This is a genomic window from Pseudomonas sp. LW8, from assembly GCF_041956865.1.
GTDB classification, from domain to species: Bacteria; Pseudomonadota; Gammaproteobacteria; order Pseudomonadales; family Pseudomonadaceae; genus Aquipseudomonas; species Aquipseudomonas siliginis.
Genome location: NZ_CP168138.1, coordinates 5,092,014 through 5,109,404, shown reverse-complemented (window position 1 = coordinate 5,109,404; position 17,391 = coordinate 5,092,014). Strand labels below are relative to the sequence as shown.

31 protein-coding genes are annotated in these 17,391 nt (G+C 54.9%); all 31 read left to right on the top strand.

Annotation, left to right across the window (positions count from 1 at the left end; translation table 11 throughout):
- Nucleotides 1-20: 20 nt before the first annotated feature.
- The 31 genes from tuf (at nt 21) to bfr (ending at nt 17,380) form a co-directional block, all read left to right on the top strand.
- Nucleotides 21-1,214 (top strand): elongation factor Tu, encoded by a 1,194-nt coding sequence (tuf, locus tag AB9L16_RS23190; protein WP_064361246.1) that lies wholly within the window; start codon nt 21-23, stop codon nt 1,212-1,214.
- Between the two features lie 154 nt (nt 1,215-1,368).
- Complete coding sequence (gene rpsJ / locus AB9L16_RS23185) at nt 1,369-1,680, top strand: 30S ribosomal protein S10 (protein ID WP_003186070.1); 312 nt, start codon at nt 1,369-1,371, stop codon at nt 1,678-1,680.
- 80 nt (nt 1,681-1,760) lie between these two features.
- Nucleotides 1,761-2,396 carry a 50S ribosomal protein L3 gene (gene rplC / locus AB9L16_RS23180; RefSeq protein WP_003228738.1) on the top strand — a complete coding sequence of 212 codons (636 nt, stop codon included), beginning with the start codon at nt 1,761-1,763 and terminating at the stop codon, nt 2,394-2,396.
- A 12-nt stretch (nt 2,397-2,408) separates the two neighbouring features.
- Entirely contained in the window at nt 2,409-3,011 is a 603-nt protein-coding gene (gene rplD / locus AB9L16_RS23175) for a 50S ribosomal protein L4 (RefSeq protein WP_003228735.1), read from the top strand.
- On the top strand, nt 3,008-3,307 hold the full coding sequence (gene rplW, locus AB9L16_RS23170; RefSeq protein ID WP_002555488.1) for a 50S ribosomal protein L23: 300 nt from the start codon (nt 3,008-3,010) through the stop codon (nt 3,305-3,307). Before rplD ends, rplW begins: the two co-directional genes overlap by 4 nt.
- Before the next feature lie 14 nt (nt 3,308-3,321).
- Complete coding sequence (gene rplB, locus AB9L16_RS23165; RefSeq protein ID WP_016772943.1) at nt 3,322-4,146, top strand: 50S ribosomal protein L2; 825 nt, start codon at nt 3,322-3,324, stop codon at nt 4,144-4,146.
- Between the two features lie 16 nt (nt 4,147-4,162).
- Nucleotides 4,163-4,438, top strand: coding sequence for a 30S ribosomal protein S19 (gene rpsS / locus AB9L16_RS23160; RefSeq protein WP_011336172.1), 276 nt, complete (start codon nt 4,163-4,165; stop codon nt 4,436-4,438).
- An 11-nt stretch (nt 4,439-4,449) separates the two neighbouring features.
- Nucleotides 4,450-4,782 carry a 50S ribosomal protein L22 gene (gene rplV / locus AB9L16_RS23155; protein WP_003103908.1) on the top strand — a complete coding sequence of 111 codons (333 nt, stop codon included), beginning with the start codon at nt 4,450-4,452 and terminating at the stop codon, nt 4,780-4,782.
- A gap of 13 nt (nt 4,783-4,795) precedes the next feature.
- The gene (rpsC, locus tag AB9L16_RS23150; protein WP_003176422.1) at nt 4,796-5,482 is read left to right on the top strand and encodes a 30S ribosomal protein S3; all 687 of its coding nucleotides are present in this window, start codon (nt 4,796-4,798) and stop codon (nt 5,480-5,482) included.
- A gap of 12 nt (nt 5,483-5,494) precedes the next feature.
- Nucleotides 5,495-5,908: a 50S ribosomal protein L16 gene (gene rplP / locus AB9L16_RS23145; RefSeq protein WP_003228729.1), complete on the top strand. Its 414-nt coding sequence runs from the start codon at nt 5,495-5,497 to the stop codon at nt 5,906-5,908.
- Complete coding sequence (gene rpmC, locus AB9L16_RS23140) at nt 5,908-6,099, top strand: 50S ribosomal protein L29 (RefSeq protein WP_002555481.1); 192 nt, start codon at nt 5,908-5,910, stop codon at nt 6,097-6,099. The genes rplP and rpmC overlap by 1 nt, the downstream gene beginning before the upstream one ends.
- Before the next feature lie 2 nt (nt 6,100-6,101).
- Nucleotides 6,102-6,368, top strand: coding sequence for a 30S ribosomal protein S17 (gene rpsQ, locus AB9L16_RS23135; RefSeq protein ID WP_003194644.1), 267 nt, complete (start codon nt 6,102-6,104; stop codon nt 6,366-6,368).
- Between the two features lie 23 nt (nt 6,369-6,391).
- The gene (gene rplN, locus AB9L16_RS23130) at nt 6,392-6,760 is read left to right on the top strand and encodes a 50S ribosomal protein L14 (protein WP_002555479.1); all 369 of its coding nucleotides are present in this window, start codon (nt 6,392-6,394) and stop codon (nt 6,758-6,760) included.
- Between the two features lie 11 nt (nt 6,761-6,771).
- Nucleotides 6,772-7,086, top strand: a complete 315-nt coding sequence (rplX, locus tag AB9L16_RS23125) for a 50S ribosomal protein L24 (RefSeq protein ID WP_003186046.1) — start codon at nt 6,772-6,774, stop codon at nt 7,084-7,086.
- 20 nt (nt 7,087-7,106) lie between these two features.
- Nucleotides 7,107-7,646, top strand: coding sequence for a 50S ribosomal protein L5 (rplE, locus tag AB9L16_RS23120; RefSeq protein ID WP_003210069.1), 540 nt, complete (start codon nt 7,107-7,109; stop codon nt 7,644-7,646).
- Nucleotides 7,647-7,659: 13 nt separating this feature from the next.
- Entirely contained in the window at nt 7,660-7,965 is a 306-nt protein-coding gene (rpsN, locus tag AB9L16_RS23115) for a 30S ribosomal protein S14 (RefSeq protein WP_003186042.1), read from the top strand.
- 208 nt (nt 7,966-8,173) lie between these two features.
- A complete protein-coding gene (rpsH, locus tag AB9L16_RS23110) occupies nt 8,174-8,566 on the top strand; it encodes a 30S ribosomal protein S8 (protein ID WP_016772944.1) in 393 nt (130 codons plus the stop codon).
- 12 nt (nt 8,567-8,578) lie between these two features.
- The gene (gene rplF / locus AB9L16_RS23105; RefSeq protein WP_003228722.1) at nt 8,579-9,112 is read left to right on the top strand and encodes a 50S ribosomal protein L6; all 534 of its coding nucleotides are present in this window, start codon (nt 8,579-8,581) and stop codon (nt 9,110-9,112) included.
- Between the two features lie 10 nt (nt 9,113-9,122).
- Nucleotides 9,123-9,473, top strand: coding sequence for a 50S ribosomal protein L18 (gene rplR, locus AB9L16_RS23100; protein WP_003186037.1), 351 nt, complete (start codon nt 9,123-9,125; stop codon nt 9,471-9,473).
- Nucleotides 9,474-9,476: 3 nt separating this feature from the next.
- On the top strand, nt 9,477-9,977 hold the full coding sequence (gene rpsE / locus AB9L16_RS23095; RefSeq protein ID WP_007955637.1) for a 30S ribosomal protein S5: 501 nt from the start codon (nt 9,477-9,479) through the stop codon (nt 9,975-9,977).
- A gap of 2 nt (nt 9,978-9,979) precedes the next feature.
- Entirely contained in the window at nt 9,980-10,156 is a 177-nt protein-coding gene (gene rpmD, locus AB9L16_RS23090) for a 50S ribosomal protein L30 (RefSeq protein WP_003176408.1), read from the top strand.
- Between the two features lie 3 nt (nt 10,157-10,159).
- The gene (gene rplO, locus AB9L16_RS23085; protein ID WP_003228720.1) at nt 10,160-10,597 is read left to right on the top strand and encodes a 50S ribosomal protein L15; all 438 of its coding nucleotides are present in this window, start codon (nt 10,160-10,162) and stop codon (nt 10,595-10,597) included.
- Entirely contained in the window at nt 10,598-11,926 is a 1,329-nt protein-coding gene (secY, locus tag AB9L16_RS23080) for a preprotein translocase subunit SecY (RefSeq protein ID WP_016772945.1), read from the top strand. It begins immediately after the preceding gene.
- A gap of 27 nt (nt 11,927-11,953) precedes the next feature.
- Nucleotides 11,954-12,070 carry a 50S ribosomal protein L36 gene (gene rpmJ, locus AB9L16_RS23075; RefSeq protein ID WP_002555468.1) on the top strand — a complete coding sequence of 39 codons (117 nt, stop codon included), beginning with the start codon at nt 11,954-11,956 and terminating at the stop codon, nt 12,068-12,070.
- Nucleotides 12,071-12,200: 130 nt separating this feature from the next.
- Nucleotides 12,201-12,557, top strand: coding sequence for a 30S ribosomal protein S13 (gene rpsM, locus AB9L16_RS23070; protein ID WP_003186020.1), 357 nt, complete (start codon nt 12,201-12,203; stop codon nt 12,555-12,557).
- 30 nt (nt 12,558-12,587) lie between these two features.
- The gene (gene rpsK, locus AB9L16_RS23065; protein WP_002555466.1) at nt 12,588-12,977 is read left to right on the top strand and encodes a 30S ribosomal protein S11; all 390 of its coding nucleotides are present in this window, start codon (nt 12,588-12,590) and stop codon (nt 12,975-12,977) included.
- 18 nt (nt 12,978-12,995) lie between these two features.
- Nucleotides 12,996-13,616 carry a 30S ribosomal protein S4 gene (rpsD, locus tag AB9L16_RS23060; protein ID WP_003176404.1) on the top strand — a complete coding sequence of 207 codons (621 nt, stop codon included), beginning with the start codon at nt 12,996-12,998 and terminating at the stop codon, nt 13,614-13,616.
- Nucleotides 13,617-13,638: 22 nt separating this feature from the next.
- Nucleotides 13,639-14,640 (top strand): DNA-directed RNA polymerase subunit alpha, encoded by a 1,002-nt coding sequence (locus tag AB9L16_RS23055; RefSeq protein WP_016772946.1) that lies wholly within the window; start codon nt 13,639-13,641, stop codon nt 14,638-14,640.
- Nucleotides 14,641-14,682: 42 nt separating this feature from the next.
- The gene (gene rplQ / locus AB9L16_RS23050) at nt 14,683-15,069 is read left to right on the top strand and encodes a 50S ribosomal protein L17 (protein ID WP_003176402.1); all 387 of its coding nucleotides are present in this window, start codon (nt 14,683-14,685) and stop codon (nt 15,067-15,069) included.
- Between the two features lie 239 nt (nt 15,070-15,308).
- A complete protein-coding gene (locus tag AB9L16_RS23045; RefSeq protein ID WP_353189028.1) occupies nt 15,309-16,763 on the top strand; it encodes a catalase in 1,455 nt (484 codons plus the stop codon).
- 149 nt (nt 16,764-16,912) lie between these two features.
- On the top strand, nt 16,913-17,380 hold the full coding sequence (bfr, locus tag AB9L16_RS23040; RefSeq protein ID WP_016772947.1) for a bacterioferritin: 468 nt from the start codon (nt 16,913-16,915) through the stop codon (nt 17,378-17,380).
- The last annotated feature ends 11 nt before the right edge of the window (nt 17,381-17,391 follow it).

Sequence of the window (17,391 nt, the reverse complement as noted above, 5' to 3'; positions counted from 1 at the left end):
TAGGCTAGGAGTTAATTGTCGTGGCTAAAGAAAAATTTGATCGTTCCCTACCGCACGTCAACGTTGGCACCATCGGTCACGTTGACCACGGTAAAACCACTCTGACTGCTGCTCTGACTCGCGTTTGCTCCGAAGTTTTCGGTTCTGCAATCGTTGACTTCGACAAGATCGACAGTGCACCAGAAGAAAAAGCTCGCGGTATCACCATCAACACCGCGCACGTTGAGTACAACTCGAAGATCCGTCACTACGCTCACGTTGACTGCCCAGGTCACGCTGACTACGTGAAGAACATGATCACCGGTGCTGCTCAGATGGACGGCGCTATCCTGGTTTGCTCGGCCGCTGATGGTCCGATGCCGCAAACCCGTGAGCACATCCTGCTGTCTCGTCAGGTTGGCGTTCCGTACATCGTGGTCTTCCTGAACAAGGCTGACCTGGTAGACGACGCTGAGCTGCTGGAACTGGTTGAGATGGAAGTTCGTGACCTGCTGTCGACTTACGACTTCCCGGGCGACGACACTCCGATCATCATCGGTTCGGCTCGTATGGCGCTGGAAGGCAAAGACGACAACGAGATGGGTACCACTGCCGTCAAGAAGCTGGTTGAAACTCTGGATGCCTACATCCCAGAACCAGTTCGTATGATCGACAAGCCATTCCTGATGCCAATCGAAGACGTATTCTCGATCTCGGGTCGCGGTACTGTTGTGACTGGTCGTATCGAGCGCGGTATCGTTCGCGTTCAGGATCCGCTGGAAATCGTTGGTCTGCGTGACACCACCGTTACTACTTGCACCGGTGTTGAAATGTTCCGCAAGCTGCTCGACGAAGGTCGTGCCGGCGAGAACTGCGGCGTTCTGCTGCGTGGTACCAAGCGTGACGACGTTGAGCGTGGCCAGGTTCTGGTCAAGCCAGGTTCGGTCAAGCCGCACACCAAGTTCACCGCAGAAGTTTACGTTCTGAGCAAGGAAGAAGGCGGTCGTCACACTCCGTTCTTCAAAGGCTACCGTCCACAGTTCTACTTCCGTACTACTGACGTGACTGGTAACTGCGAGCTGCCAGAAGGCGTTGAAATGGTAATGCCAGGTGACAACATTCAGATGACTGTTACCCTGATCAAAACCATCGCGATGGAAGATGGTCTGCGTTTCGCTATCCGTGAAGGCGGTCGTACCGTCGGCGCTGGCGTCGTAGCCAAAATCATCGAGTAAGACTTTTAAAGTCAGCTTGATGAGTTGAAAAAGCCCCCGCTCAGCGGGGGCTTTTTTATTGGGTTGACACCTATCGGGGGCGTCTATAGAATTGCGCCTCCTTTTAACGGGCGTATTGCGCCCGGTGGGAATAGCAGCCGGAGTCTGAAATCCAATGCAAAATCAGCAAATCCGTATCAGGTTGAAGGCTTTTGACCATCGCCTGATCGACCAATCAACCCAGGAAATCGTGGAAACCGCGAAACGTACTGGTGCTCAAGTGCGTGGTCCAATTCCACTGCCTACCCGTAAAGAGCGGTTCACCGTTCTGGTTTCCCCGCACGTCAACAAAGACGCGCGTGACCAGTACGAGATCCGCACTCATAAGCGTGTTCTGGACATCGTCCAGCCAACGGATAAAACCGTTGACGCGCTGATGAAGCTTGATCTTGCGGCCGGTGTGGAAGTGCAGATCAGCCTCGGCTAAGACTCGGTCTTGGTCGTGTAACGCTCTGAAATGGGCGGCCATAGCGGGTGAAAGCCCCGTACACTCATGAGGTTTACAACATGACTATTGGTGTAGTCGGTCGTAAATGCGGTATGACCCGTATTTTCACCGAAGAAGGTGTCTCCATTCCGGTCACGGTCATTGAGATCGAGCCGAATCGCGTCACCCAGTTCAAAACTGAAGAGACCGATGGCTATCGTGCAGTGCAAGTCACTGTCGGCGAGCGTCGCGCTTCGCGTGTAACAGCAGCTCAGGCTGGCCACTTCGCTAAAGCGAACGTTGCCGCTGGTCGCACCACCATGGAATTCCGCCTTGAAGAAGGCGAGTACCAGGCTGGCGATCTGATCAACGCTGAAATCTTCGCCGCTGGTCAACTGGTTGATGTAACCGGTCAGTCCAAGGGTAAAGGCTTCCAGGGTACGATCAAGCGTTGGAATTTCCGCGGGCAAGATAACACCCACGGTAACTCCGTATCCCACCGCGTCCCAGGCTCTATCGGCCAGTGCCAGACTCCTGGTCGTGTATTCAAGGGCAAAAAAATGTCCGGTCATATGGGCGCTGAGCGCGTGACCGTGCAGTCCCTGGAAGTAGTGCGCGTGGACGCTGAACGCAATCTGTTGTTGGTCAAGGGTGCTGTTCCTGGCGCTACTGGCGGCAACCTGGTTGTACGTCCAGCAGCCAAGGCTCGCGGTTAAGGGGAAGCTGACATGCAATTAAATGTAAATGACGCTCAAGCGATCGAAGTTTCCGAACTGACATTTGGCGGCGAATTCAACGAGACGCTGGTTCACCAAGCAGTCGTGGCCTACATGGCCGGCGGCCGTCAAGGTAGCAAGCAGCAGAAGACCCGTTCCGACGTTCGTGGTGGCGGCAAGCGCCCATGGCGTCAGAAAGGTACTGGCCGTGCTCGTGCCGGTACTATCCGTAGCCCAATCTGGCGTGGCGGCGGTACCACTTTCGCAGCTCGTCCACAGGATCACTCCCAGAAGCTGAACAAGAAGATGTATCGCGCAGCAATGCGCTCCATCCTTGCTGAGCTGGTGCGTACTGATCGTCTGGTCGTGGTTCAGGATTTCGCTGTTGAAACTCCGAAAACCAAAGATCTGCTGGGCAAACTGAACAACATGAGCCTGACCGACGTTCTGATCGTGTCGGACGCTGTTGATCAGAACCTGTACCTGGCTGCTCGCAACCTGCCGCACGTAGATGTACGTGACGTGCAAGGTTCCGATCCAGTTAGTCTGATCGCATACGACAAGGTGTTGATCACCGTGTCGGCCGTGAAGAAATTCGAGGAGCTGCTGGGATGAACCAGGAACGCGTATTTAAAGTTCTGCTTGGCCCGCACGTTTCCGAGAAGGCTACGGTTCTGGCAGACAAGAAAGGCCAGTTCGTTTTCAAGGTTGCTACTGATGCAACCAAGCTGGAAATCAAGAAGGCCGTCGAAAGCCTGTTCAGCGTGAAAGTAGAGCGCGTCACTACCCTGAACGTTCTGGGTAAGAGCAAGCGCACTGCTCGCGGTCTGGGCAAGCGTAATGACTGGAAGAAGGCAGTTATCTCCCTTCAGCCAGGCCAAGATCTCGATTTCAGCAGCAGTGCTGAGTAAGGAAGGGGTGCATCATGGCAATCGTTAAATGCAAACCGACTTCCCCTGGCCGCCGTTTTGTGGTCAAGGTGGTCAACCAGGAGCTGCATAAAGGCGCTCCTCACGCACCGCTGCTCGAGAAAAAATCGAAGTCTGGTGGTCGTAACAACAATGGCCGTATTACCACTCGTCACATCGGTGGTGGTCATAAGCAGCATTACCGTATGGTCGATTTCCGTCGCAACGACAAAGATGGCATCGTCGCCACTGTCGAGCGTATCGAATACGATCCAAACCGTACTGCTCACATCGCACTGCTGTGCTACGCAGACGGCGAGCGTCGCTACATCATCGCCCCTAAAGGCGTGAGTGCTGGCGACCAGCTGATCGCAGGCGCTCTGGCTCCAATCAAGCCAGGCAACGCTCTGCAACTGCGCAACATTCCAGTCGGTTCTACCGTACACGGCATCGAATTGAAGCCAGGTAAAGGTGCACAGATCGCTCGTTCCGCTGGTGCTTCGGCTCAGCTGATCGCTCGTGAAGGTGTCTACGTGACCCTGCGTCTGCGTTCCGGTGAAATGCGTAAAGTCCTGGCTGAATGCCGTGCGACCCTGGGTGAAGTCTCGAACTCCGAGCACAGCCTGCGTTCGCTGGGTAAAGCTGGTGCCAAACGCTGGCGTGGCGTTCGCCCAACCGTTCGTGGTGTTGCCATGAACCCGGTTGACCACCCACATGGTGGTGGTGAAGGTCGTACCTCTGGTGGTCGTCATCCGGTATCGCCATGGGGCTTCCCGACTAAGGGCGCGAAGACTCGTGGTAATAAGCGTACCGACAAAATGATCGTCCGTCGTCGCAAGTAAATAGAGGGATACGACAGTGCCACGTTCTCTGAAAAAAGGTCCTTTTATTGATCTTCACCTACTGAAGAAGATCGAAGTGGCGGCGGAAAAGAACGATCGCAAACCAATTAAAACCTGGTCGCGTCGTTCGATGATCCTGCCACAAATGGTCGGTCTGACCATCGCAGTACACAACGGTCGTCAGCACGTCCCAGTTCTCGTTAACGAAGACATGGTCGGCCACAAACTGGGCGAGTTCGCCGGTACCCGCAACTATCGCGGGCACGTGGCTGACAAGAAAGCCAAGCGTTAAGGGGTAAGGAAATGGAAGTAGCCGCTAAGTTGTCGGGCGCTCGAATCTCCGCCCAGAAAGCCCGCTTGGTCGCCGACCAGATCCGCGGGAAGAAGGTGGGCGAAGCGCTCAACCTGTTGGCTTTCAGCAGTAAGAAAGCCGCCGAGATCATGAAGAAAGTGCTGGAGTCGGCCGTAGCCAACGCCGAGCATAACGAAGGCGCAGACGTTGATGACCTCAAGGTCAGCACCGTTTTCGTCAACGAAGGGCGTTCGCTGAAGCGCATCATGCCACGTGCCAAAGGCCGTGCTGATCGCATCGTCAAGCGGTCTTGCCATATCACTGTCAAGGTTGCTGACAAGTAACGGAGTCGAAGAGATGGGTCAGAAAGTACATCCCATTGGCATTCGCCTGGGAATCGTCAAGGAGCACACCTCCGTCTGGTACGCAGACGGTCGGACTTATGCGGACTACTTGTTCGCAGATCTGAAAGTGCGTGAGTATCTCCAAGACAAACTAAAAAGCGCGTCCGTAAGCCGTATCGATATCCATCGTCCGGCCCAAACTGCACGCATCACCATCCACACCGCTCGTCCAGGTATCGTTATCGGGAAGAAAGGTGAAGATGTTGAGAAACTGCGTCAGGACCTGACCAAGCAAATGGGTGTGCCTGTGCACATCAATATCGAAGAGATCCGCAAGCCGGAGCTCGACGGTATGCTGGTTGCGCAGAGCGTAGCTCAGCAGCTGGAGCGTCGTGTAATGTTCCGTCGCGCTATGAAGCGCGCTGTACAGAACGCCATGCGCATTGGTGCCAAAGGCATCAAAATCCAAGTGAGCGGTCGTCTCGGCGGTGCTGAAATCGCACGTACTGAATGGTATCGCGAAGGTCGTGTGCCACTGCACACCCTGCGTGCCGACATCGACTATGCCAACTACGAAGCTCACACCACTTACGGTGTGATCGGTGTAAAGGTTTGGATCTTCAAAGGCGAAGTTATTGGTGGTCGCCAAGAAGAACTGAAACCACAAGCACCAGCGCCTCGTAAAAAAGCTGCTAAGTAAGGGGTACGCCAAATGTTGCAACCAAAGCGTACGAAGTTCCGCAAGCAGATGACCGGCCACAACCGTGGTCTGGCACTGCGCGGTAGCAAAGTCAGCTTCGGCGAGTTCGCGCTGAAGTCTGTTGCTCGTGGTCGTCTCACCGCTCGTCAGATCGAGTCAGCGCGTCGTGCTCTGACCCGTCACGTAAAACGTGGCGGCAAGATCTGGATCCGTGTATTCCCGGACAAGCCGATTTCCAAGAAGCCTCTCGAGGTTCGTATGGGTAAAGGTAAGGGTAACGTGGAGTACTGGGTTGCCCAGATTCAGCCAGGCAAAGTCCTGTATGAAATCGAGGGTGTTTCTGAAGAGCTGGCGCGTGAGGCTTTCGCCCTGGCTGCTGCAAAGCTGCCGCTCGCCACCTCCTTTGTTAAACGGACGGTGATGTGATGAAAGCGAATGAACTTCGTGAAAAATCCGCACAGCAGCTGAACGAGCAACTGCTCGGCTTGCTGCGCGACCAGTTCAATCTGCGCATGCAGAAAGCAACTGGCCAGTTGGGGCAGTCTCATCTGCTCTCGCAAGTTAAGCGTGACATCGCTCGCGTGAAGACTGTGCTCAACCAGCAGGCAGGTAAGTGATCATGGCTGAAGCCGAAAAAACTGTCCGTACGCTGACTGGCCGTGTTGTCAGCGACAAGATGGACAAAACCATCACCGTTCTGATCGAGCGTCGCGTAAAGCACCCGATCTACGGTAAATACGTTAAGCGTTCGACTAAGCTGCACGCGCACGACGAAACCAATCAGTGCCACATCGGCGACAAAGTCACTATTCGTGAAACTCGTCCGATGGCCAAGACCAAGTCTTGGGCGCTGGTTGATGTTCTCGAACGCGCTGTGGAAGTCTAAGGGCTAGGGGTCGGAGAAATTATATGATTCAGACTCAATCCATGCTCGATGTGGCCGATAACAGCGGCGCTCGCCGTGTTATGTGCATCAAGGTGCTGGGTGGCTCCCATCGTCGTTACGCTGGTATCGGTGACATCATCAAAGTTACCGTGAAGGAAGCAATTCCTCGCGGTAAAGTGAAAAAAGGCCAAGTGATGACTGCTGTTGTAGTCCGCACTCGTCACGGCGTACGTCGTGCTGATGGCTCCATTATCCGCTTTGATGGCAACGCTGCTGTTCTTCTGAACAACAAGCAAGAGCCGATCGGCACCCGTATCTTTGGGCCAGTGACCCGTGAACTTCGTACTGAGAAGTTCATGAAGATCGTCTCGCTCGCCCCAGAAGTGCTGTAAGGAGATCCGACATGCAAAAGATTCGTCGTGACGACGAGATCATCGTGATCGCCGGCAAAGACAAAGGTAAGCGCGGTAAGGTGCTGAAGGTTCTTGCTGACAACCGTCTGGTTGTTGGTGGTCTGAACCTGGTCAAGCGTCATACCAAGCCTAACCCGATGTCGGGCGTACAGGGCGGTATCGTCGAGAAAGAAGCGCCACTGCACGCTTCCAACGTCGCCATCTTCAACGGCGAAACCAACAAGGCTGACCGCGTTGGTTTCAAAGTAGAAGACGGTAAGAAAATTCGTGTCTTCAAGTCGACCCAAAAAGCGGTTGATGCTTGAACACTGCTAGGTAGAAGACCATGGCACGACTAAAAGAGATTTACCGGAAGGAAATCGCTCCGAAACTTAAGGAAGAACTTAAGCTTTCGAACGTGATGGAAGTTCCGCGCGTTACCAAAATCACCCTGAACATGGGTCTGGGCGAAGCGATCGGCGACAAAAAAGTCATCGAGCACGCTGTTGCTGACCTGGAAAAGATCACCGGCCAGAAAGTCGTTGTGACCTACGCTCGTAAATCCATTGCTGGCTTTAAAGTCCGCGAAGGATGGCCGATCGGCGTCAAAGTGACCCTGCGCCGTGAGCGTATGTACGAGTTCCTGGATCGTCTGCTGTCGATCTCCCTGCCTCGGGTTCGCGACTTCCGCGGCCTGAATGCCAAGTCCTTTGATGGTCGTGGTAACTACAGCATGGGCGTGAAAGAGCAGATCATCTTCCCGGAAATCGACTACGACAAGATCGATGCTCTCCGCGGTCTGGACATTACCCTGACCACCACTGCCAAGAACGATGATGAAGGCCGCGCTCTGCTGCGTGCTTTCAAATTCCCGTTCCGCAACTGATTGGAGTAGGAAAATGGCCAAGAAGAGCATGAAGAACCGTGAGCTGAAGCGTCAGCTCACCGTTGCCAAGTACGCCACCAAGCGTGCAGCGCTGAAAGCTATCATCGTCGATCTGAACGCAAGTCCAGAAGCGCGTTGGGAAGCTACCGTAGCTCTGCAGAAGCAACCACGTGACGCAAGCGCTTCGCGCATGCGTAACCGTTGCCGCCTGACTGGTCGTCCGCACGGCGTGTACCGCAAGTTCGGCCTCGGCCGTAACATGCTGCGTCAAGCTGCAATGCGTGGTGACGTGCCAGGTCTGGTTAAAGCCAGCTGGTAATTGTTGTCAAAGTCTCGATGTTCGGGTTCGCAAGAACCTGACCATCGGTGGCCTTGAATCTGAATCAAGCCCCTTTTGGGGCTTGATTCATTTCTGGGGTGTGTCTAGAATGACCGGCTCGCCTGAGCCCGTGTTTTTCTGCCCGGAAGTTCTCGGCGACAAGTAGTAGCCGCAAGGCTAATTTTTTTGTATTAGGAGCGTCTAGCCCATGAGTATGCAGGACCCGTTAGCGGACATGCTAACTCGAATCCGTAATGCCCAGATGGCTGAAAAGTCTGTCGTAAGCATGCCGTCTTCCACGTTGAAGGCTGCTGTAGCAAAAGTCCTGAAGGACGAAGGTTACATCGCGGATTTTCAGATCACCACCGACGCCAAGCCGTCGCTGTCCATCTCGCTGAAGTACTTCGAAGGCCGTCCGGTTATCGAAGAAGTGAAGCGCGTTAGTCGTCCAGGCCTGCGTCAGTACAAGTCCGTTGAAGATCTGCCGAAAGTTCGTGGCGGTCTTGGCGTGTCTATCGTCTCCACCAACAAAGGTGTGATGACTGATCGTGCTGCGCGCGCTGCCGGTGTCGGCGGCGAAGTTCTTTGCACTGTGTTCTAAGGGGGGATAAGCATGTCTCGCGTCGCTAAGAACCCCGTTAAGCTGCCAGCCGGTGTCGAAGTCAAATTCGCAGGCCAACAGCTTTCGGTGAAGGGTGCCAAGGGCACTCTTGAACTGAACATCCATTCGTCCGTTGAGATCGTTGAAGAAGCTGGTGAGCTGCGTTTCGCTGCTCGCAATGGCGATCAACAAACTCGCGCAATGGCCGGTACCACGCGTGCGTTGGTAAACAACATGGTCCAGGGCGTAAGCCAAGGCTTCGAGCGCAAGCTCCAGCTGGTCGGTGTTGGTTACAAAGCGCAAGCAAAAGGTCAGGTTCTGAACCTGGCTCTTGGCTTCTCGCACCCAGTGGATTACGAACTGCCGGAAGGCATCACCGCTGAGACTCCTAGCCAGACCGATATCCTGATCAAGGGCATCGACAAGCAGCTGGTAGGTCAAGTGGCCGCCGAGATCCGCGACTTCCGTCCACCAGAGCCGTACAAAGGCAAAGGTGTGCGCTACGCGGACGAAGTCGTCCGTCGTAAAGAAGCCAAGAAGAAGTAGGGCATAGCAAATGACCGACAAAAAAGTTACTCGACTGCGTCGCGCTCGCAAAGCACGCCTGAAAATGCACGAACTCGAAGTCGTGCGTCTCTGCGTGTTCCGCTCGTCGCAGCACATCTACGCCCAGGTCATCTCGGCCGACGGCAACAAAGTCCTGGCAAGTGCCTCGACTTTGGATAAAGAACTGCGTGATGGTGCCACTGGCAACATCGACGCGGCCACAAAGGTTGGCCAGCTGGTCGCTACGCGTGCTAAGGCCGCTGGCGTATCGCAAGTGGCTTTCGACCGCTCTGGCTTCAAGTACCATGGCCGCGTTAAAGCGCTGGCTGATGCTGCTCGTGAAGCTGGGCTGGAGTTCTAAGTTATGTCAAATAACGACCAAAAGCGCGACGAAGGCTACATCGAGAAGCTGGTTCAAGTTAACCGCGTAGCCAAAACCGTTAAAGGCGGCCGTATCTTCACTTTCACCGCGTTGACCGTGGTTGGTGATGGTAAAGGGCGTGTTGGCTTCGGCCGTGGCAAGTCGCGTGAAGTGCCTGCTGCGATCCAGAAGGCAATGGAAGCTGCTCGCCGCAACATGATTCAAGTGGACCTGAACGGCACAACTCTGCAGTACGCGATGAAGTCCGCTCACGGCGCTTCGAAGGTGTACATGCAGCCTGCTTCTGAAGGTACCGGTATCATCGCTGGCGGCGCTATGCGTGCTGTCCTCGAAGTTGCTGGCGTTCAGAACGTTCTGGCCAAGTGCTACGGCTCGACTAACCCGGTAAACGTGGTTCACGCCACTTTCAAGGGTCTGAAGGCTATGCAGTCTCCTGAGTCCATCGCTGCCAAGCGTGGCCTGCGTGTTGAGGAGATCAAGTAATCATGGCTACCGTTAAAGTTACGCTGATCAAAAGCATGACCGGCCGCATCCCTAACCACAAACTGTGCGTTAAGGGTCTGGGTCTGCGTCGCATCGGTCACACTGTAGAAGTCCAGGATACTCCCGAGAATCGCGGGATGATCAACAAGGCTTACTACATGCTGCGTGTCGAGGGTTAATCGATGAAACTCAATGATCTGAGTCCAGCGCCGGGTTCCCGTCGCGAAAAGCATCGTCCGGGCCGTGGTATCGGTAGTGGTTTGGGCAAGACTGGTGGCCGTGGTCACAAAGGTCAGACCTCCCGCTCCGGTGGCACCATCGCTCCAGGCTTTGAAGGCGGTCAACAGCCGCTGCATCGTCGTCTGCCTAAGTTCGGTTTCGTTTCCCTGAAAGCCATGGATCGCGCAGAAGTGCGTTTGTCCGAGCTGGCTAAAGTGGAAGGCGACATCGTTACTGTGCAGTCCCTGAAAGATGCCAACGTGATCAACGTCAACGTACAGCGTGTGAAAATCATGCTGTCCGGTGAAGTGACTCGCGCTGTCACTATCGGCAAGGGAATCGGCGCCACCAAAGGTGCGCGTGCGGCTATCGAAGCAGCTGGCGGCAAGTTCGAGGAATAAATGGCTAAGCAAGGTGCTCTCTCTGCGCTCGGCAAAGGCGGTATGTCTGAACTCTGGGCTCGTCTGCGTTTTCTGTTCCTGGCGATTATCGTCTACCGAATAGGCGCACACATCCCGGTTCCAGGTATCAACCCGGACCGACTCGCAGACCTGTTTCGACAGAATGAGGGGACCATTCTTAGCTTGTTCAACATGTTCTCCGGCGGCGCGCTGGAACGGATGAGCATCTTTGCACTGGGGATCATGCCGTACATTTCGGCATCGATCATCATGCAATTGATGACCGCCGTCAGCCCGCAGCTGGAGCAGTTGAAGAAGGAAGGTGAAGCTGGCCGTCGCAAGATTAGCCAGTACACCCGCTACCTCACCGTCGCTCTCGCTCTGGTCCAGGCTATTGGCATGTCCATTGGTCTGGCGGGGCAGGGCGTCGCGTTCACTGGTGACTTTGGCTTCCATTTCGTCGCGGTAACCACATTTGTGGCTGGTGCGATGTTCATGATGTGGCTGGGTGAGCAGATTACTGAGCGTGGTGTTGGCAACGGTATCTCGATGTTGATTTTTTCGGGTATCGTCGCCGGTCTTCCGAGAGCAATCGGGCAGTCTTTCGAGTCTGCGCGTCAGGGTGATATCAACATCTTCGCCCTGGTTGCCATCGGTTTGCTGGCAGTAGCGATTATCGGTTTCGTGGTGTTCATTGAGCGTGGTCAGCGTCGTATCGCTGTTCATTACGCCAAGCGTCAGCAGGGCCGCAAGGTTTTTGCTGCGCAGACAAGCCACTTGCCGCTGAAGGTGAACATGGCCGGTGTTATTCCGGCTATTTTCGCGAGCAGCATTTTGCTGTTCCCGGCTTCGTTGGGTGCCTGGTTCGGTCAGTCTGAAGGTATGGGCTGGTTGCAGGACATCTCGCAGTCGATCGCTCCTGGTCAGCCGTTGAATATTCTGCTGTTTAGTGCAGGGATTATTTTCTTCTGCTTCTTCTATACGGCGTTGATGTTCAATCCGAAAGACGTAGCGGAAAACCTGAAGAAGTCCGGTGCCTTTATTCCGGGCATTCGTCCAGGTGAGCAGTCTGCGCGCTATATTGATGGCGTTCTGACCCGCTTGACCCTGTTCGGTGCTCTTTACATGACGGCCGTGTGCCTGTTGCCCCAATTCCTGGTGGTTGCAGCAAACGTTCCGTTCTACCTTGGCGGGACCTCGTTGCTGATCGTGGTCGTGGTTGTGATGGACTTCATGTCCCAAGTACAATCGCACCTCGTTTCGCACCAGTACGAATCCCTGATGAAGAAAGCCAACCTGAAGGGTTACGGCAGCGGCATGTTGCGCTGAGTACCCATAAGGTTCGAGGAGTTGGTGATGAAAGTTCGTGCATCGGTGAAAAAGCTGTGCCGTAACTGCAAGATTATTCGCCGCGAAGGTGTTGTTCGAGTAATTTGCAGCGCGGAACCGCGTCACAAACAGCGCCAAGGCTGAGTGTGATTGTGCTTCAAGCCCGGTAGCTAGTGCGCTACCGGGTTGATTATTTGTTATTACAGCGATATTATCTCGCGCCCTATTTCTTGGCTTCCGGGGCGTAGGTAGCTGTCAATTGGAGTCCCACTGAATGGCCCGTATTGCAGGCGTTAACATTCCAGATAACAAGCATACTGTTATCTCGCTGACCTACATCTATGGTGTTGGTCGCACTACTGCGCAGAAGATCTGTGCAGTGACTGGGGTAAACCCAGCAGCAAAGATCAAAGATCTGAGCGACGAGCAAATTGAACAGCTGCGTGGCGAAGTGGCGAAGTTCACCACTGAAGGTGACCTGCGTCGCGAAATCAACATGAAAATCAAGCGCTTGATGGACCTCGGTTGCTATCGCGGTCTGCGTCATCGTCGTGGTCTGCCAGTACGCGGTCAGCGTACCAAGACCAACGCGCGTACCCGTAAAGGTCCGCGTAAGCCGATCCGCAAGTAATCGCCCCAGCGAATCGACAGGAATTTAATCATGGCAAAACCTGCTGCTCGTCCTCGTAAAAAAGTTAAAAAGACAGTGGTTGATGGCATCGCCCACATCCATGCATCTTTTAACAACACCATCGTGACCATTACCGACCGTCAAGGTAACGCTCTTTCCTGGGCTACCTCCGGTGGTTCGGGTTTCCGCGGTTCCCGCAAGTCCACCCCGTTCGCTGCTCAAGTAGCTGCTGAACGTGCTGGTCAAGCTGCGCTGGAATACGGCCTGAAAAACCTCGACGTCAACGTCAAGGGTCCAGGTCCAGGTCGTGAATCCGCAGTCCGCGCTTTGAACGGCTGTGGCTACAAGATCGCCAGCATCACCGACGTGACGCCAATCCCGCACAACGGGTGCCGTCCGCCGAAGAAGCGCCGCGTGTAATCCAGGAGATTGTAAAGAATGGCTCGTTACATTGGTCCAAAATGCAAACTCGCTCGTCGCGAAGGCACCGATCTCTTCCTGAAGAGCGGCGTGCGCGCGATCGAATCGAAGTGCAACATTGAAGCAGCACCTGGTATCCACGGCCAGCGCCGCGGTCGCCAGTCCGACTACGGCACCCAACTGCGTGAAAAGCAGAAGGTCCGTCGTATCTACGGCGTTCTCGAGCGTCAGTTCAGCGGCTACTACAAAGAAGCTGCTGGCAAGAAAGGTGCAACCGGTGAAAACCTGCTGCAACTGCTCGAATGCCGTCTGGACAACGTTGTATACCGTATGGGCTTTGGTTCGACTCGTGCCGAATCCCGTCAACTGGTATCGCACAAGTCGATCAGCGTTAACGGTCAGACCGTAAACGTTCCGTCGTATCAGGTTCGTGCTGGTGACGTGGTTGCAGTTCGCGAGAAAGCAAAAAACCAGCTTCGCATTGTCCAAGCTCTCGATCTGTGTGCCCAACGTGGCCGCGTAGAATGGGTAGAAGTAGACACTGAGAAGAAGTCGGGCGTTTTCAAGAACGTTCCTGCTCGCAGTGATCTGTCCGCCGACATCAACGAAAGCCTGATTGTCGAGCTCTACTCCAAGTAAGGGCTAGAAAATAGGTGCATCCATGCAGATTTCGGTAAATGAGTTCCTGACACCCCGCCACATTGATGTGCAGGTTGTCAGTCCAACCCGCGCCAAGATCACTCTCGAGCCTCTCGAGCGTGGTTTTGGCCACACCCTGGGCAACGCGCTGCGCCGCATCCTGTTGTCCTCAATGCCCGGCTGCGCAGTAGTCGAGGCCGAGATTGACGGTGTGCTCCACGAGTACAGCGCCATCGAAGGTGTACAGGAAGACGTAATTGAAATCCTGTTGAACCTTAAAGGTCTGGCCATCAAGCTGCACGGTCGTGACGAAGTTACGCTGACCTTGTCGAAGAAGGGTTCGGGGGTGGTTACCGCTGCCGATATTCAGCTGGATCATGATGTCGAGATCGTTAATCCCGATCACGTAATCGCTAACCTGGCGTCTAACGGCGCCCTGAACATGAAGCTCACCGTAGCTCGTGGTCGTGGTTATGAACCAGCCGACTCGCGTCAGAGCGATGAAGACGAAAGCCGCAGCATCGGTCGCTTGCAGCTCGACTCTTCGTTCAGCCCGGTTCGCCGTATCGCTTACGTGGTGGAAAACGCCCGTGTCGAGCAGCGTACCAACCTGGACAAGCTGGTTATTGATCTGGAAACCAACGGTACCCTGGATCCTGAAGAGGCTATCCGTCGCGCTGCAACCATCCTGCAACAGCAGCTGGCTGCGTTCGTCGACCTCAAAGGTGAAAGTGAGCCGCTGGTTGTCGAGCAGGAAGACGAGATCGATCCGATCCTGCTTCGCCCGGTTGACGATCTGGAACTGACTGTACGTTCGGCTAACTGCCTTAAGGCGGAAAACATCTACTACATCGGCGACCTGATTCAGCGTACCGAAGTAGAGCTGTTGAAGACTCCGAACCTGGGCAAGAAATCCTTGACTGAAATCAAGGACGTTCTGGCCTCCCGCGGTCTGTCCCTCGGCATGCGCCTCGACAACTGGCCGCCTGCAAGTCTTAAGAAGGACGACAAGGCGACTGCCTGATCGTCGTAATCACCGAACGTAGTGTTTGGTAAGGAATGAACCATGCGTCATCGTAAAAGTGGTCGTCACCTGAGCCGCACCAGCTCGCACCGCAAGGCCATGTTCCAAAACATGGCGGTGTCGCTGTTCGAGCACGAGCTGATCAAAACTACTCTGCCAAAAGCCAAAGAACTGCGCCGCGTTGCCGAGCCGCTGATCACTCTGGCCAAGACAGACAGCCTGGCTAACCGCCGTCTGGCTTTCGACCGTACTCGTTCGAAAGCTATCGTTGGTAAGCTCTTCAACGACCTGGGCAAGCGTTACGCTACCCGTGAGGGTGGCTACCTGCGCATCCTCAAGTGCGGTTTCCGCGCTGGCGACAACGCGCCTATGGCGTACGTCGAGTTGGTTGATCGTGCTACTGCTGGCGAAGCTGTATCCGCCGAGTAAGACGTCAGTCTGAAACGAAAAACCGGGCCTAGTGCCCGGTTTTTTGTGTCTGTAAGAAATGCGCCGTCCATACAAGTTTCTGACATGGTTGAACTGCCACTATGTGCCGGGAAAACATAATTAGTAATTATCTATCGATGCTTGCAGGTTAATGAATTTGTAGCTGTAACGTCGATGATCAATACTTCCCGCCAAGCCCATTAGCCGGCAGTTCAAGACTGACAGAGGAAGAAGACCGCATGAGCCAGACCAAGACGCTTACAACCGCCAGTGGCGCGCCAGTCGCTGATAACCAGAATTCCCGTTCCGCCGGCCCACGCGGTCCGCTGCTTCTCGACGATTTCCATCTCATCGAAAAACTCGCGCACTTCAACCGTGAAAACATTCCCGAGCGCCGTGTCCACGCTAAAGGTTCGGGCGCTTACGGTACGTTCACCGTCACCCGTGACATCACGGAATACACCAGTGCCAAGCTGTTTGAATCGGTAGGCAAGCAAACGCCAACCTTTCTGCGCTTTTCTACCGTAGGTGGCGAGCGTGGTTCGGCCGACACTGAGCGCGATCCGCGCGGCTTCGCCTTGAAGTTCTACACCGAGGAAGGCAACTGGGACATCGTTGGCAACAACACGCCAGTGTTCTTCATCCGTGATCCGCTGAAGTTTCCGGACTTTATCCACACGCAAAAGCGTCTGCCGCAAAGCAACTTGAAAAGCGCGCAGATGATGTGGGATTTCTGGTCGCATTCGCCTGAGGCGCTGCACCAGGTCACTATCCTGTTTTCTGATCGTGGCATCCCTGACGGCTATCGCCATATGCACGGCTTCGGCAGCCACACTTACAGCCTGATCAACGCCAAAGGCGAGCGTCACTGGGTGAAGTGGCACTACAAGACCCAGCAAGGCATCAAGAACCTGACGCCGGCCGACGCCGCCCGTTTGGCGGGTACCGACCCGGACTATGCGCAGCGTGACCTGTTCGAAGCCATCGAGCGCGGTGAATTCCCGAAATGGCGCGTGTGCATTCAGATCATGACCGAAGCGCAAGCGGCGGCTCATTATGAGAATCCGTTTGATGTGACCAAGACTTGGTCGCAGAAAGAGTTTCCGTTGATCGAAGTTGGTGAGCTGGAGTTGAACCGCAACCCGATTAACTACTTCGCTGAAGTCGAGCAGGCCGCATTTGGCCCGAGCAACATGGTGCCAGGCGTGGGTCTGTCGCCAGACCGCATGCTGCAAGGTCGCGTATTCGCCTACGCTGACGCGCACCGCTACCGTGTGGGCACCAACCACCAGCAATTGCCGGTGAACGCTCCGCGCAGCCCGGTGAATACTTATCAGCGTGACGGCTCTATGGCGTTCGGCAGCAATGGCGGCGCGGCGCCGAACTATGAACCGAACAGCTACGTTGAGTCGCCGAAGCAAGCGCCGCATTACGCGGAGCCAGCGCTGGCCTTGAGCGGTGCCGCTGATCGCTATGATCACCGCGAAGACACCGACTACTACAGCCATGCCGGTGCCTTGTTCCGCTTGATGAGCGAAGAGCAAAAAGCGCTGCTGGTCAGCAACATTGCCGGTGCGATGGCGGGTGTTTCCAGCGACGTCGTCGATCGCCAGTTGCAGCATTTCTACAAAGCCGATCCAGCGTATGGAGAAGCAATCGCAAAGCTGCTCAGCCTACAGCTTAACGAAGTCTAAACGAGAAGCAGAACCGCCCTCATTTGGGCGGTTTTTGCGTTATTTGGCCTGCTTTTCTCAGAATATCTTCGCTTTTATTGCGTGCGGTGAGTGACCTTCCAGTCAGGTTGGTTCAAACTACAGACTTTCAGGAAGGGAGATGTAGGGCGATGCAAGGCCACCCAGATGTAATCGATTACCTCAATACGTTGCTGACCGGCGAACTGGCCGCGCGTGACCAATATTTCGTTCATTCGCGGATGTATGAGGACTGGGGGTTCACCAAGCTCTACGAGCGAATCAACCACGAGATGGAAGAAGAAGCCGGCCACGCCGATGCATTGATGCGGCGGATTCTGATGCTCGAAGGCACGCCGCGCATGCGTCCGGATGATCTGGACGTCGGCACCACGGTGCCTACGATGCTCGAAGCTGATCTGCGCCTCGAGTACAAAGTCCGCGCTGCGCTGTGCAAAGGCATCGAACTTTGCGAGCAACACAAGGACTACGTCAGTCGCGAAATTCTGCGGGTTCAGCTCAACGACACCGAAGAAGATCACACCTACTGGCTGGAAAAGCAGTTGGGCCTGATCAAGCTGATCGGTCTCGAGAACTACCTGCAATCCCACGCGTCCTGATTGCACCAGCT